A 13,992-nucleotide genomic window follows, 5' to 3' on the forward strand; every position below is an offset into this window, starting at 1 on the left:
CGCCCGGCCCGCCCGGCCGCGCTGAGCCGCTCGCGGTTCCGTGGTGCCGGAGGCTCTCGACGGGGCCTGCTGGAAGCGCCCGGGGTGCGGTCCTCCCGGGGTGTCCGTCGACCGGCCGCGCGCCGTCCGGCGCGGGGTCCGTCCCGAAGGCAGGGCTCCTCCGGAGCGCAGGGCCTGTCCCGGGGTCAGGGCTCGTCCGGAACGCCGGGCCCGCTCGGAGCACGGGGCTCGCTGGGAGCACAGGACCCGCTCGGAGCGCGGGGCCCGTCCTAGGCCGAGCGCCGATGCCGTCCGCCGGCGTCGACGGGACCGTCGAGCGGTGAGCGGCCGCCGAGCCCGGGGTGTCCGTCCAGCGGGGAACCGCCGACCGACTCGGCCTCGAACATCGCCCAGACCACCTTGCCGCTGCCCAGCGGGTGCCAGCCCCAGGAGCGGCTGAACGACTCCACCAGGTGCAGCCCGCGGCCCGATTCGGCGACGAAGTCGGCCTCCCGGGCGACCGGGCCGGTGCTGCTCGGATCGCTCACCGCGCAGACCACCTGGGGTGCGCGGTGCACCAGGCTTATTCGGATCGGCAGCCGGCCGTCCGCGGTCGGCTTCATGGGAAAGTCGTACTCGCCCAGGGCGCCGCCCGACGGGTCGGGCCGTGCGCCGATCGCATGCCGGAGCGCGTTGGTCACGAGTTCCGAGGCCACCAGCGCGACGTCGTCGAACAGTTCCGTCAGGCCCCAGAGCTGGAGCGTGCTCCGAGCGAAGTCCCGCGCGGTTCTGACGGCTTCGAAGCGAGGAGCGAGCGTACAGGTGACCACATGGGGGTCAACCGCCAAAGCCGTACCGGTGCTCATGAAGAGCTCCTCCCATAAGGGGGCGGACACGGCTGGACCCGCCGGGGTCATGCCGGTCACCTCCGACTCGCTCGGCCGCTCGGCCGCCCCCTCGACCAGGCGCGCGCGCACTCGAACGCCCGATGACGCGGGGGACGCCGTCGGGTCGGTGCACGGAGTCGCGCGTGGGGTCGACGCGGAGCCCGCGGGATTGCCAGGGATGTGCAGGTGCACGTGCACCATGGTGGTGTGCGCTCACTGCAGATGCAAGAGTCGATTCACGTGCAGTCGCACTATTGGCATATGCAAGCGCCGAATGCACGTGCATCCTGGTGCGTGGAGTGCAGAACTGATAGGAACATCCGTCAGTATCGGCACCGTGAGCGCTCAACTGATGGCAGACTGTGCGCTGTTTGCCCTAGGTGGAGGTTTCGACCGCATGACCACAGTTCAGCCGGGCGGCGGCTCGATGGTCCGCCGGATCCTCCTCGGCTCGCAGCTGCGCCGCCTGCGTGAGGCGCGCGGCATCACCCGCGAGGACGCGGGCTACGCGATCCGGGCCTCCGAGTCCAAGATCAGCCGCATGGAACTCGGCCGCGTCAGCTTCAAGGAGCGCGACGTCGCCGACCTGCTCAGCCTGTACGGCGTGGACGACGGCATCGAGCGGGAAGCCCTGCTCGGCCTCGTCCGCGAGGCCAACAAGTCCGGCTGGTGGCACAGCTTCAACGACGTGCTGCCGGGCTGGTTCCAGACCTACGTCGGCCTGGAGGAGGCCGCCCAGCTCATCCGCACCTACGAGGTGCAGTTCATCCCCGGACTGCTGCAGTCCGAGGAGTACGCACGGGCGGTTTTCGGCCAGAGTCGGCCGGTCATCAGCGAGGAGGAGGTCGAACGGCGGGTCAGCCTCCGGCTGCGCCGTCAGAAACTGCTGACCGAGGGGGCCAGCCCGCGCCTGTGGGCGGTCATCGACGAGGCCGCGCTGCGCCGGCCGGTCGGCGGGCCCCAGGTGATGCGCGGTCAGGTGCAGTACCTGATCGACGTCGCCGAGCAGGCCAACGTGGTGATCCAGGTCATGCCGTTCCGGTTCGGCGCGCACGCGGGCGAGTCCGGGGCGTTCACGATCCTGCGCTTCCCGGAGCAGGACCTCGCGGACGTGGTCTACCTGGAGCAGCTCACCAGCGCGCTCTACCTGGACAAGCGCGACGACGTCGACGCCTACATCCAGGTCATGGAGCGGCTCTGCGTGGACAGTCTCACGCCGGAGCGCACGATAGACCTGCTCGCCTCGATCCTGAAGGAACGCTGAGCCGCTGCCGTCCGGGGCCTGTGAGATCCCTCCCTCGCGAGGCCCCCGGCAGTCGGTCCGCCAGGCCGCCCACCCGCCGTCAGTCGCGGGCCGGCGGCCTCTCGCGTTCCGGCGGGGACGGCTGCGGCGGGCGGCCCAGCTCCCAGGCCAGGTCGTAGCGGCGGAAGAGGTCGGCCCGGATCGGCGCCAGCGGGATCTCGGCGCCCGGCAGCAGCACCCCGATGCAGCCGCCCATCAGCGCACTGCGCAGGACGGCGTGCTCGGCGACCGGGTCGGGCGCGCCCCAGTCGAGCAGCAGGCCCTGGAGCAGGGCCCCGAGCTGCTGCTGCTCCGGGTCCTGGACGAAGGCGCCGGTATCCGGGTCGAGGATCAGCGCCAGGTGCGAGCGCATCACCCGGGGGTGGTCCAGCGCCAGCCCGAGCACGGTGTCGATCGCCCGGGCCAGCCGGGCGTTCGGTGAGGAACCGGGTGCCAGTTCCGCCAGGGCGCAGGCCAGCGACTGGTGCATCATCCGGTGCGTCGCGGACTGCATCAGCAGCCGTTTGCCGTCGAAGTAGTACGAGAGCAGCCCGCGGGCGAGTCCGGCCCGCTCGGCGATGTCCGTCAGCGTGGTGCCCGCGTATCCGCGCTGGTCAACCAGCTCGACGGTGGCCCGCATGATGCGTCGGCGGGAGCGTTGCCGCATCTCCTCATTGACCGAATCCCCGCGAGGTGCCATCGTGTCTGCTCCGAACGTTCGTTGGCTGCGAGCCAATATACTTGCGGAGCCGACAGCCGCACCGAGGAACCGTGCCCCGAGGGGCGCTGCCCGGGCGGCCGCCACGAAGACGGCCGGCTCCACCAACACGGGGGTTTGGTGGAGCCGGCGCCACGGCCCGACGGCCCGGAGATCGGCCGCGGGCGGAGCCCGGGGTCAGCGCTCGGTCAGGACTTCGGCGCGGGCCGCGGTCGACCCGGCTGATGAGTAATCATAATCCGGCACCGGCGCGGGAGTTGAGGCGCGGCGCCGGTCCACCAGGGCGCCCGCCGCCGCGACCGCCAGGCCGACCAGGGCGACCATCGTGACGAACAGCAGCGCCGGCCGGTAGCCGTCCAGCTGGGCCTGCGGGCTGTCGCCGCCCGCGCTGCCGGCCGTGATCATCGCGGTCGCTCCGGCCAGGACCACCGCGGTGCCGACCTGGATCGCGGTGTTCACCAGGCCCGAGGCCAGGCCCTGCTCCTCGTCGCCCACGCCGTCGGTGGCGGCGATGTTCACCGAGGGGAAGGCGAAGGCGAAGCCCACGCCGAGCAGCAGCATCGAGGGCAGCACCAGGCCGGGGTACGAGCTGTGCTCGTCCAGCCGCAGGAACAGCGCGAAGGCGGCGACCAGCGAGAGCAGGCCGATCGGCAGCAGCCGCCCGGTGCCGAAGCGGTCCACGATCGGGCCCATGAAGGGCGCCGAGAGCGCGATGAGGGCCGCGGCGGGGAGCAGGCCGAGGGCCATCTCCAGCGCCGACCAGCCGAGCAGGTGCTGGAGGTAGAGGGTGACCACGAACTGGAAACCGCCGTAGGCGCCGGTCATCGCGAAGGCGACCACGTTGGCCCGGGCGACCGAACCGTTGCGGAAGATGCCGAGCCGGACCAGCGGGTGCGCGGCGCGGCTCTCCACCCGCAGGAAGGCGGCGGCCAGCAGGGCGACGACGAGCATCGAGCCGAGCGTGCGCGCGCTCAGCCAGCCGGCGCCCTGGGCCTCGGTGACGGTGAAGACCAGCAGCAGAACGGTCGCGGTGCCGGTGATCGCGCCCAGCGCGTCGTAGCCGCCCTTGGCGCGCTCCTCGACCGGGCGGGGGAGCAGCCGGACGGCGAAGACCAGCGCGAGCAGTGCGACCGGGACGGGCATCAGGAAGGTCCAGCGCCAGCCGACCGAGGTGAGCAGGCCGCTGAGCACCAGGCCGAGCGAGAAGCCGCTGGCACCGCAGGTGGTGTAGATCGACAGGGCGCGGTTGCGGGCCGGGCCCTCCGCGAAGGTCGTGGTGATGATCGACAGGCCGGCCGGGGCGGTGAAGGCCGCGCTGACGCCCTTGAGGAAGCGGGCCGCGATCAGCAGGCCGCCGTCGTCGACCAGGCCGCCGACCAGTGAGGCGGCGGCGAAGACGCCCAGGGCGACCAGGAACACCCGGCGGCGGCCGAGCAGGTCGGCGGCGCGTCCGCCGAGCAGCAGCAGACCGCCGTAACCGAGCACGTAGCCGGAGACCACCCACTGCAGGGTGGAGGTGGACAGGTGCAGGTCGGAGCCGATGGACGGGAGGGCGACGCCCACCATGGAGACGTCCAGGGCGTCCAGGAACATGGCGGCGCAGAGCACGATCAGGGTGCCCCAGAGGCGGGGAGTCCAGTGCGGCCCGCTGGTTGACGGGGCATCGGGTGACGGGAGGGTCGCGGTGGTCATGGGGAGGACAGTACATGCACATGCATTCAATGCAAGTGAATTAGATGTGAACGCAATAATTGTCGATGCACGTGCTAGGGTGGCGGCGTGGCTGAACTCGACTCCCCGGCGGAGACCGGTCTCGTCGCGCAGTGGCGCGAGCTGCTGGCCCGGCACGCTGCCGCTGCCTGCATGCTCGACCGCGAGCTGGGCGACCGGTACGGGCTGGGCATGAGCGAGTTCGAGGTGCTGGAGCGCCTCGTCGAGGAGTGCGGGGGCGGCGGCGGGCCCGCGGTGCGGGTGAGCGAGCTGGCCCACACCGTCCACCTGAGCCAGAGCGCGCTCTCCCGGCTGATCGCCCGCCTGGAGAAGGCCGGACTGGTCACCCGGGCGATGTGCGAGAGCGACCGGCGGGGCGTCGTGCTCACCCTCACCGAGGCCGGGCGGGAACGGTACGAGCAGGCCAGGCCGCTCCACCGCCAGGTGTTGGAGCTGACCCTCGGCGGCGGACTCGGGCCGGCCTGCGGATCGTCCACCGACTGACGGATCGGTTTTCCGGCTGACGGAACGTCAAGAACCCCTGGCTGAAGCCGGGTTGGCCTCAGAGCAGCGAGTGCAGCCCCGGTGCGGCGGCCAGCAGGACGACCACGGCGGGCGCGGCGAGCGCCCCGACGGTGAGCCGCAGCCGGTGCGGGACGGAGAGCCGCGGACGGCCCGCGAGCAGCCGGTCGACCCGCTTCGGGGACTGTGCCAGGCCGGGCGGACAGGAGCCGAACACCCCGCGGTCCAGGTTGAGTTCGGCCAGCGCCAGGGCGGTGGTGTGCCGACCGTGCCGACGGGCGGCCCGGTCGTCGGCGGCCAGCTCGACCAGCTCCGCCACCTGGTCCCGGAAGGCGCTGAACACGCCGACCCCGGGGAAGCCGGAGGCGAGCGCCTGGGCGAACTGCTGGAGCCAGTGGTGCCGGGCCCGGACGTGGCCGCGCTCATGGCTCAGCACGGCCGCCAGCTCCCGGTCGGTCAGCTGCCGGAGGGCGCCGGTGGTGACCACCAGCCGGGAGTCCGGTCCGGGCAGCGACCATGCCTCCGGGCGGACGCTCTCCAGGACCACCAGCCGCTCCCGGCGGCTCCGGTCGCTCTCGATGCTGTCCGGCAACTCGGGTGCACGGGTGGCCAGTTGGGCGTGCCGGCGATTGCGCAGCGCCTTGGCCGTGCGGACCTCCCGGGTGAGCGCCAGCACCGTCTGCACCCCGCCCGCGGCCAGTGCCGCGGCGCACAGCCGGCCCCAGCCCTCGGCCTCCTGGAGGCCGTACGCCGCCTCCACGCCGTGCGGCGCGCCGCGGAACAGCAGCGCGCGCAGCTCCGGCAGGGCGGCGGAGGCCGCCAGGAGGAGGCCCAGCGCACAGCAGAGCAGGACGGCCACCACCAGGCACTGCCACACCAGCAGTGCCAGCACCGGTTCGCGCTCCGCCCAGCGGGCCCGGGCCAGCAGCCGGGGCGCGACGGTCGAGAGCAGCAGGCCGAGCAGCAGCAGGCCGATCAGGGCAGGCATCGATGGGCTCCCCGAGTACGCACGGAACGCGACAACGCGCTCCCCGCCAACCTATGCGCTGGCGACGTCCGGTGGAACGGCTTTCGTCCGGCCAGTGACCAACGCCACGCCCGGACGGGGGCCTTGGGGTGCCGGAGGTCGTGGCGTGCGGCCGTCACATGGTCAGGAGCATGGCGAACATGCCGATCCCCATGGTGAGTCGGCAGGCCTGCGGCAGACCGGCGGTGCCGACCGCGAGGGTGCCCGCCGGGGTGCGCAGCAGCCGGCTGCCGGTCCAGAGGGTGTACCCGCCGAAGTAGAGGAGGAGCGCCCCGGTCAGCACCGGAAGGCCCAGGGCGGCGGCCTGGTGGTGCCCGTGGCCGGAGGTGCCCGTCATCGCGAGGGCCATGTACGTCATGGCGAGCGCGCCGACCGCGTGGTGCAGGCGGTGCGCCCGCCCGGCCGGGGCGTGGACGGCGGCGAGCAGGAAGGCGGCGGCGGGGAGGCCGAAGAGCCCGGCCCAGACAGCGGCCGGGACGGTGGCGCCGGTGACGGCCATCGCGGCCATGCCGAGCCCCATCAGGGCCTCGGCGGCGTCGGACTCGCGGGCGAGCGGCCGGTGTGCGCCGCCCGGGGCGCAGGGGGAGTGGCGCAGCCGGGTCAGGCAGGAGGTGCCCGCGCCGGCGGCGAGGAGGGCGAGGAGCCAGTTGACCAGGGCGGGTCCGTGCAACGGAGGCCTCCCGGGGCGGTGGGCGACGGGGCGGCGGGCGGCGAACAGATGACAACGGACAGCGGTCAGCGAACAGATGATGAAATCTGTCGGCTGTCAGTTGTCACCCGTCGGCTGTCGCCCGTGCGCCGCCCCCGTGCGCGGCGACGGACATCCGGTCCACGATCACCGCACCCGGCCGGGCGTGGCCAGGGCGCGTACGGGGGCGCACAGTGGTGCCCGTCCTCGCGAAAGCCCTGGCCGCACGCCTGCCGCACGCCCACCGCACGCCTCGTGGCAAACCCCGGCCGCAGAACGCGGTACCCGCCGGCCGGGCGTGCCCGCTCAGCCCTGGAGCCGCCCCGAGGCGACCACCCGGCTGAGGAACTGCCGGGTCCGCTCCTCCCACGGGTCGCCGAACACCTGCTCCGGCGGCCCCTGTTCGAGCACCACCCCGCCGTCCAGGAAGCAGACCCGGTCGGCGACCTCGCGGGCGAAGCCCATCTCGTGGGTGGAGAGGACCATCGTCATCCCCTGCTCCTTGAGGTCCCGCACCACCGACAGCACCTCGCCGACCAGCACCGGGTCGAGCGCCGCGGTGATCTCGTCCAGGAGCAGCAGCCGCGGCCCGGTGGCCAGCGCGCGCACGATGGCGACCCGCTGCTGCTGCCCGCCGGACAGCCGGTCCGGGTACTCCTTCGCCTTGGCCGCCAGCCCGAGCCGGTCGAGCAGTTCCAGCGCCCGCGCCTCCGCCTCGGCCCGGGCGACCCGGTGCACCCGGCGCGGCGCGAGCGTGATGTTCTCCAGCACCGTCAGATGCGGGAACAGGTTGTACGACTGGAACACCACGCCGATCCGGCGCCGTACGGCGTCCTCGTCCGCGCGCGGATCGGTGATCTCCTCACCGTCCAGGAAGATCGCCCCGTCGTCGATCCCCTCCAGCAGGTTGACGCAGCGCATCAGTGTGGACTTGCCGGAGCCGGACGCCCCGATCAGCGCCGTCACCGAGTGCTCGGCCACGGCGAGGTCCACGTCGCGCAGCACCACCTGGTCGCCGAAGGTCTTGCGCACCGACTCCAGCCGGAGCACCTCGCTCGACGTCACACCGCACCTCCCTGCAGCTGGCGGCGGTTCATCCGGGTGGTCAGCCAGTCGGCGAACCGGGTCAACGGAATGGTCAGCACGATGAACACCAGCCCCGCCACCAGGTACGGCGTGAAGTTGAAGGACCGGGCCGCGATGATCTTCGCCGCGTACACCGCGTCGATCGCCCCGCCGATCGAGACCAGCCCGGTGTCCTTCTGGAGGCTCACCAGGTTGTTGAGCAGCGGCGGCACCACCCGGCGGACGGCCTGCGGCAGCACCACGTACCGCATCGCCTGCGCGTTGGTCAGCCCCAGCGACCGGGCCGCGGCGCGCTGGCTCGGGTGCACCGACTCGATGCCGGAGCGGAACACCTCGGAGACGTACGCGGAGTACGTCAGCACCAGCGCGGCCCCGCCCAGCAGCAGCGGATCGGTGGTCACCCCGGTCAGCCGCAGCGCCGGCACCCCGGTGATCATCACCAGCAGGCAGATGATCATCGGCAGCCCGAGGAAGAAGTCCACGTACGCGGTGGCCAGCAGCCGCACCGGCAGGAAGACCGGCCCGCGCAGCGTCCGCAGCACCGCCAGCAGCAGCCCGAACACCAGGATCAGCGCCCCGCAGCCGAGCATCAGCTCCAGGTTCAGCCGCAGCCCCTTCAGCACCTCGGGCAGTGCCTGGCGGGCGTAGTCGAGGTTGAAGAAGGTCCGCCGGGTCACCTCCCAGCCGGGGGAGTTGACGACCAGCAGGTAGAGCACGACGGCCGTCGCCAGGGTCGACGCGGTGGCGATCAGCGCCGAGCGGCGGGCCCGGGAGCGCCGGTAGGCCTCGTGCGCCAGCCGCCGCTCGGACGGGCGGTAGCCGTCCTCCGCGGCCGGCGTCCCGGTCCGCGCCGCCGGGGCCTTGGCGAGGTCCACCGAGCCCTCCCGGCCCGACGACTCCCCGCTCGGCCGGGGGCCCAGGTCAGCACTCACTTCAGCACCGGTGCCGAGACGGCGTCGGAGAGCCACTGCTTCTCCAGCTTCGCCAGCGTGCCGTCGGCGCGCAGCGCGTCCACCGCCTGGGAGACGCAGCCGGTCAGCTTGGAGTCCTTGTCCAGCACCAGGCCGAACTGCTCGGCCCGCGAGGACACCTCGAACTGGCCGACCACCTGGGCCTCCGGCACCTCGGCGCCGGTGATGTAGAAGGCGGTCGGCAGGTCCACCACCAGCGCTTCGATCTGGCCGTTCTTCAGCGCCGCCTTGGCCAGGTCGTTGGAGTCGAAGACGGCCGGCTGGGTGCTCGGCTTGATGGTGTCGGTGATGGTGTCCAGGCTCGTGGTGCCGACCTGCGCGCCGAGCTTGGCGCCCTTGAGGTCGGCGATGCTCCTGGCCCCCGCCGCCTTGGAGTTCTTCAGTGCGATGACGGTCTGGCGCACGTCGTAGTAACCGGAGGAGAAGTCCACCGCTTGCTTGCGTTCGTCGCTGACGGACACCTGGTTGATGTCGAAGTCGAAGTCCTTGGCACCCGGGGAGGTCGCCTTGTTGAACGGCGCCACCACCCAGCTGACCTTCTCCTTCGGGTAGCCGAGCTTCTCGGCGACCGCGTAGGCCACGGCGGACTCGAAGCCCTTGCCGTTCTCCGGCTTGTCCTCGGTGAACCACGGGTCGTACGCGGGCTTGTCGGTGCCGACGGTCAGCGTCCCGGCGGTACGCGTGGCCAGCGCCCCCGGCGCGCAGCCCGCCGCCGACCCGGCCGCGCCCGAGGCGCCCGGGGCGGCGTCGGACTTCGAGTCCTGCGGCGCGCAGGCGGTCAGCACGGCCGCGGCGGCGACCAGCGCGGCGATGGGCAGTACGGCGGACGGCTTGCGGAGGGTCATGACGGGGCTCCAGGGAAAGGACCGGCGGGACGGAAGGAAGGTGAGGGGCACGGGAGGGCGCGACGGGCGGCCCGCATCCCGGCGGGTCACTTCCCCCCGGTGGCGGCGCCGGAACACACGCGGCATGGTCGGCGTACGGGCCCGCGTCCGCGGCGCCCCCCGAGCCGGACCGGCGGCAGCCGGGTCGGCGGCAGGCCGGTCAACAACAGCGGCGACAGCGGCAGCAGAGGCCGCGCGCGCGACAGCGACAGCGACGGCAGACGTGCCGACGGGAGGGCGCCCGGAACGGGCTGTCGTGGCGTACGGCCACCGTGATCACCGCCGGGAGCATGCGGGGAGGTTCGCATCAGAACGGCGCATCTGTCCAGAACATCCAGATCACTGTCCACATGTCGGACAACCCGCCTCTCGCCGAAGGTTTCCGCGCCGGAGCGGTGGTGCGCCGGAACTTTGCCCGTCCGGCCCCCCTTGAACGGGAGAACCTTTCGTACTTATGGTGTTCCCGTTGAAATAACTCCTGTCGAAGTGAGTCCACGATGCAGAATCTTTCGCCAAGGCTCGCTGTGGCGGCCGACGCCCCGGTCTCGACCCTCGCCGGCCACCCGGCCTGGCTGCGCCTGAAGGAGGCCGTCGAGACGCTGCGCCCGCTCCAGTCGAAGGACGGCTCGATCGACCTGGCCGCCGTCCAGCGGCACACGGTCGACCCGCTGGTCGCGACCGTCCGCGCCGCCGTCCAGGAGCTCGCTCCGAACTTCCCGCACGACGCCGCCTACCTGGCCGCCGTCGACGCGGACCTCGCCAAGTGGGCCGACACCGGCTACCGGGAGCCCGACTTCCTGGACTCGCTCCTCGCCTTCCAGCCCGCCGCCCAGCGCGAGGACGGGCTGGAGCACCTGGTCGTCTTCCCGATGTACACCCAGAACGGCAACCCGGACCGCAACCTGGAAGCCGTCCTGCTGAGCGTCGTGTGGCCCGACTGGCTGGCCGAGCTGGAGCGCACCCGCTTCGACAACCCGATGTTCGTGCCGATCACCTTCACGGACTTCACCGCCGGCTACGACACCAACTCCGCCGTGCTCTTCCCCGAGACGGTCTCCGTGCGCAAGGCGCCGGAACGATTCACCTGGGGCGGCATCTTCTGCGACCGCGAGGCCGCGCGCTTCCGCGCCGTCACCACCAGCGCCGTCCAGCAGCTCGGCCTGGAGATCCCGGCCGACGCCGAGGGCCTGCTCCAGGACCAGCAGCGCGCGCAGGAGACCTTCGTCCTGTGGGACCTGGTCCACGACCGCACCCACAGCCACGGCGACCTTCCGTTCGATCCCTTCATGATCAAGCAGCGCAGCCCGTTCTGGATGTACGGCCTGGAGGAGCTCCGCTGCGACCTCACCACCTTCAAGGAGGCGGTGCAGCTGGAGACCGAGGGCAACCCGCACGCCCGCGACGTCCAGTACGCGGTCCTCTTCGACCGCCTGTTCCGCTTCCCGGTCTCCGGCGACCGGGTGCGCAACTACGACGGCCTCGGCGGCCAGCTGCTCTTCGCCTACCTGCACAAGCACGACGCGCTGCGCTGGCGCGACAACCGCCTCAGCATCGACTGGGAGCGCGCCCAGCAGGTCACCAACGCGCTCTGCGCCGAGATCGAGACCCTCTACCGCGACGGCATCGACCGGCCGAAGCCGGCCCACTGGATCGCCGCGTACGAGCTGGTCTCCCGCTACCTCACCCCGCACCCGGCCTCCACCTGGGCGAAGGGCTCCGAGGCCCTGCCGCTCGACATCACCGACGGCAAGGCCCTCAACAAGGCCCTCTGCGACGCCGTGCTCCCGGACGAGTTCCCGCTGAGCATGTTCTACGAGGCCCTCAACAGGAAGCTGAGCGGCGTCATCGCCGCCACCGCCGGCATCACCGGCGCCGGGATCCAGGGAGCCGCCGCGTGACCACCTCCACCAACGCCCCGCTGGCCGGCAAGGTCATCGCCGTCGCCGGAGCCAGCGGCCCGGCCGGCCGCGCCGTGCTGCGCCGCCTCACCGCCGACGGCGCCACCGTGATCGGCGCCGACATCGACGCCCAGCGCCTGGAGTCCGCGCTGGACGCCACCCGGGTGGCCGTCCGCGGGGCCAAGGTCAGCGGCCAGGTGATCGACCTGCTCGATCCCCAGGAGGTCCACGACTGGGCCGACCACCTGGAGTCCGAGCACGGCCACGTCGACGGCCTGTTCCACCTGGTCGGCGGCTGGCGCGGCGGCAAGACCTTCTTCGACACCCGGCTGGACGACTGGGACTTCCTGCACGACACCGTCGTGCGCACCCTCCAGCACACCTCGCTGGCCTTCCAGCCCGCGCTGGTCCGCAGCACCGCCGGCCGCTACGCGATGATCTCCGCCGCGGCCGCGCACAAGCCCACCGCCGGCGGCGCCGCCTACGCGGCCGCCAAGGCCGCCACCGAGGCGTGGACCCTCGCCATGGCCGACTCCTTCAAGAAGGAGACCACCGCCCCCGACGGCGAGCCCACCGCGGCGGCTGCGATCCTGGTCATCAAGGCGCTGGTCAGTCCCGAAATGCGGGCCGAGAAGCCGGAGGCGAAGTTCGCCGGCTTCACCGACACCGCCGACCTCGCCGGACACCTGGCGGGCCTCTGGGACCGCCCCGCAGCAGAACTGAACGGACAGCACCTGTGGCTGACAGCCCGATGACCGACCTCACCCGTACGGACGCGGTACGGCGGCACGACCCCGCCGTCCGCGGCTTCGCCAGCGACAACTACGCCGGCGTGCACCCGGAGGTCCTCGCCGCGATAGCCCTCGCCAACGGCGGCCACCAGATCGCCTACGGCGAGGACGACTACACGGCCCACCTCCAGGACGTCTTCCGCCGCCACTTCGGCGACAAGGCCGAGGCCTACCCCGTCTTCAACGGCACCGGCGCCAACGTGGTCGCCCTCCAGGCCCTGCTCCCGCGCTGGGGCGCGGTGGTCTGCGCCGAGTCCGCCCACATCCACGTGGACGAGGGCGGCGCCCCGGAGAAGATGGGCGGCATCAAGCTGCTCACCGTCCCCACCCCGGACGGCAAGCTCACCCCCGAGCTGCTCGACCAGCAGGCCTGGGGCTTCGGCGACGAGCACCGCGCGCAGCCGCTCGCGGTCTCCATCACCCAGAGCACCGAGCTCGGCACCCTCTACACCGCCGACGAGATCCGCGCGATCACCGAGCACGCCCACCAGCTGGGCATGCTCGTCCACGTGGACGGCTCCCGCCTGGCCAACGCCGCCGCCTCGCTCGGCCAGCCGCTGCGCGCCTTCACCACCGACGTGGGCGTCGACGTGCTCTCCTTCGGCGGGACGAAGAACGGCCTGCTGTTCGGCGAGGTCGTGGTGGTGCTCAACCCGGAGCGGGTTCGCAACATCACGTACCTGCGCAAGACCTCGATGCAGCTCGCCTCGAAGATGCGCTTCGTCTCGGTCCAGTTCGAGGCCCTGCTCTCCGGCGACCTCTACCTGCGCAACGCCGGCCACGCCAACGCGATGGCCAGCCGCCTGGAGGCCGCGGTCCGGAAGATCGACGGCGTCGAGGTGGTCCGCCCGGCCCAGGCGAACGCGGTGTTCGCGATCCTCCCGCGCGAGGTGAGCGAGCGGCTCCAGAAGCGCTACCGCTTCTACTTCTGGAACGAGCACACCGGCGAGGTCCGCTGGATGTGCGCCTTCGACACCACGGAGGCCGACATCGACGCCTTCGCGGCGGCCATCGCCGAGGAGATGGGCCGCGCCTGACGGTGCTCGAACGACGGATCGTCCCGTCCCGCGACAGCGGGGCGGGACGATTTGCATGTGGCGGGCCGGTGCCCGTACAGTTCCGGAGTCGCTGCGGGAGACCGGGGCGGCAAAGCGGAAAGCGAATCCGATGAATGAAACTCCGGAAAACGGAGCGGAAAGCATCTGATAAGCTGGAAACACGAAAGAACGAAGCCCGGAGGGTCCGCTGGAAGGCGGTCCGAAGGAAGCGTCCGTTCCTTGAGAACTCAACAGCGTGCCAAAAGTCAACGCCAGATATGTTGACATCCCCGGCCTCAGGGTTTCCTGGGGTTGGAGATTCCTTTTGAAACAAACACTAGCGAGGACGCAGTGCGCGGGGCCGCCCTATTCCGGTGGTTGCCGTGCCGCTCAACGCGGGTGTGGACCGGATTACCGGTAAACATTCACGGAGAGTTTGATCCTGGCTCAGGACGAACGCTGGCGGCGTGCTTAACACATGCAAGTCGAACGGTGAAGCCCTTCGGGGTGGA

At 71.9% G+C, this 13,992-nt stretch carries 13 protein-coding genes and 1 rRNA gene; 6 read left to right on the forward strand and 8 right to left on the reverse strand.

Annotation, left to right across the window (positions count from 1 at the left end; all coding sequences use genetic code 11):
• Nucleotides 1-269: 269 nt before the first annotated feature.
• Nucleotides 270-845, reverse strand: a complete 576-nt coding sequence (locus tag ACFY4B_RS20785; RefSeq protein WP_234348296.1) for an ATP-binding protein — start codon at nt 843-845, stop codon at nt 270-272.
• A 418-nt stretch (nt 846-1,263) separates the two neighbouring features.
• Between ACFY4B_RS20785 and ACFY4B_RS20790 the strand changes: the two genes are divergently transcribed.
• Nucleotides 1,264-2,130, forward strand: coding sequence for a helix-turn-helix transcriptional regulator (locus tag ACFY4B_RS20790; RefSeq protein ID WP_049650560.1), 867 nt, complete (start codon nt 1,264-1,266; stop codon nt 2,128-2,130).
• A gap of 79 nt (nt 2,131-2,209) precedes the next feature.
• On the opposite strand, the gene ACFY4B_RS20795 is transcribed toward ACFY4B_RS20790, so the two are convergent.
• Together ACFY4B_RS20795 and ACFY4B_RS20800 are read right to left on the reverse strand one after the other, a co-directional pair.
• Complete coding sequence (locus ACFY4B_RS20795; protein ID WP_049650559.1) at nt 2,210-2,815, reverse strand: TetR/AcrR family transcriptional regulator; 606 nt, start codon at nt 2,813-2,815, stop codon at nt 2,210-2,212.
• 228 nt (nt 2,816-3,043) lie between these two features.
• Entirely contained in the window at nt 3,044-4,558 is a 1,515-nt protein-coding gene (locus tag ACFY4B_RS20800; RefSeq protein ID WP_387969717.1) for an MFS transporter, read from the reverse strand.
• A gap of 87 nt (nt 4,559-4,645) precedes the next feature.
• Here ACFY4B_RS20800 and ACFY4B_RS20805 point away from each other — a divergent pair, with 87 nt between their 5' ends.
• A complete protein-coding gene (locus tag ACFY4B_RS20805) occupies nt 4,646-5,080 on the forward strand; it encodes a MarR family winged helix-turn-helix transcriptional regulator (protein WP_049650557.1) in 435 nt (144 codons plus the stop codon).
• Nucleotides 5,081-5,138: 58 nt separating this feature from the next.
• Here the strand turns inward: ACFY4B_RS20805 and ACFY4B_RS20810 are convergent, their stop codons facing one another.
• From ACFY4B_RS20810 to ACFY4B_RS20830, 5 genes are all read right to left on the reverse strand, one after another.
• On the reverse strand, nt 5,139-6,086 hold the full coding sequence (locus ACFY4B_RS20810) for a M56 family metallopeptidase (RefSeq protein ID WP_387969720.1): 948 nt from the start codon (nt 6,084-6,086) through the stop codon (nt 5,139-5,141).
• 154 nt (nt 6,087-6,240) lie between these two features.
• A complete protein-coding gene (locus ACFY4B_RS20815; RefSeq protein ID WP_387969723.1) occupies nt 6,241-6,795 on the reverse strand; it encodes a DUF5134 domain-containing protein in 555 nt (184 codons plus the stop codon).
• 324 nt (nt 6,796-7,119) lie between these two features.
• Nucleotides 7,120-7,878 carry an amino acid ABC transporter ATP-binding protein gene (locus ACFY4B_RS20820; RefSeq protein ID WP_387969726.1) on the reverse strand — a complete coding sequence of 253 codons (759 nt, stop codon included), beginning with the start codon at nt 7,876-7,878 and terminating at the stop codon, nt 7,120-7,122.
• The gene (locus tag ACFY4B_RS20825; RefSeq protein WP_117492502.1) at nt 7,875-8,774 is read right to left on the reverse strand and encodes an amino acid ABC transporter permease; all 900 of its coding nucleotides are present in this window, start codon (nt 8,772-8,774) and stop codon (nt 7,875-7,877) included. Before ACFY4B_RS20825 ends, ACFY4B_RS20820 begins: the two co-directional genes overlap by 4 nt.
• Before the next feature lie 53 nt (nt 8,775-8,827).
• Nucleotides 8,828-9,715 carry an ABC transporter substrate-binding protein gene (locus ACFY4B_RS20830; protein WP_387969729.1) on the reverse strand — a complete coding sequence of 296 codons (888 nt, stop codon included), beginning with the start codon at nt 9,713-9,715 and terminating at the stop codon, nt 8,828-8,830.
• A gap of 536 nt (nt 9,716-10,251) precedes the next feature.
• Between ACFY4B_RS20830 and ACFY4B_RS20835 the strand changes: the two genes are divergently transcribed.
• The 4 genes from ACFY4B_RS20835 to ACFY4B_RS20850 form a co-directional block, all read left to right on the forward strand.
• A complete protein-coding gene (locus ACFY4B_RS20835) occupies nt 10,252-11,652 on the forward strand; it encodes a DUF6421 family protein (RefSeq protein ID WP_387969732.1) in 1,401 nt (466 codons plus the stop codon).
• Nucleotides 11,649-12,407, forward strand: coding sequence for an SDR family oxidoreductase (locus ACFY4B_RS20840; protein ID WP_079272480.1), 759 nt, complete (start codon nt 11,649-11,651; stop codon nt 12,405-12,407). Before ACFY4B_RS20835 ends, ACFY4B_RS20840 begins: the two co-directional genes overlap by 4 nt.
• Complete coding sequence (locus tag ACFY4B_RS20845; protein ID WP_049650550.1) at nt 12,404-13,480, forward strand: low specificity L-threonine aldolase; 1,077 nt, start codon at nt 12,404-12,406, stop codon at nt 13,478-13,480. Before ACFY4B_RS20840 ends, ACFY4B_RS20845 begins: the two co-directional genes overlap by 4 nt.
• Nucleotides 13,481-13,904: 424 nt before the next feature.
• Nucleotides 13,905-13,992: ribosomal RNA gene (locus ACFY4B_RS20850) — 16S ribosomal RNA — on the forward strand; the annotation flags it as partial.

Origin of the sequence: Kitasatospora sp. NPDC001261, assembly GCF_042896795.1 — a bacterium.
In the GTDB taxonomy this organism is placed as follows: domain Bacteria; phylum Actinomycetota; class Actinomycetes; order Streptomycetales; family Streptomycetaceae; genus Kitasatospora.

Excerpts from the sequence above, each read along its gene's own strand:
- ACFY4B_RS20785 (WP_234348296.1), bottom strand. The coding sequence starts at position 845 with ATGAGCACCGGTACGGCTTTGGCGGTTGACCCCCATGTGGTCACCTGT.
- ACFY4B_RS20790 (WP_049650560.1), top strand. The coding sequence starts at position 1,264 with ATGACCACAGTTCAGCCGGGCGGCGGCTCGATGGTCCGCCGGATCCTC.
- ACFY4B_RS20795 (WP_049650559.1), bottom strand. The coding sequence starts at position 2,815 with ATGCGGCAACGCTCCCGCCGACGCATCATGCGGGCCACCGTCGAGCTG.
- ACFY4B_RS20800 (WP_387969717.1), bottom strand. The coding sequence starts at position 4,558 with ATGACCACCGCGACCCTCCCGTCACCCGATGCCCCGTCAACCAGCGGG.
- ACFY4B_RS20810 (WP_387969720.1), bottom strand. The coding sequence starts at position 6,086 with ATGCCTGCCCTGATCGGCCTGCTGCTGCTCGGCCTGCTGCTCTCGACC.
- ACFY4B_RS20830 (WP_387969729.1), bottom strand. The coding sequence starts at position 9,715 with ATGACCCTCCGCAAGCCGTCCGCCGTACTGCCCATCGCCGCGCTGGTC.
- ACFY4B_RS20835 (WP_387969732.1), top strand. The coding sequence starts at position 10,252 with ATGCAGAATCTTTCGCCAAGGCTCGCTGTGGCGGCCGACGCCCCGGTC.
- ACFY4B_RS20845 (WP_049650550.1), top strand. The coding sequence starts at position 12,404 with ATGACCGACCTCACCCGTACGGACGCGGTACGGCGGCACGACCCCGCC.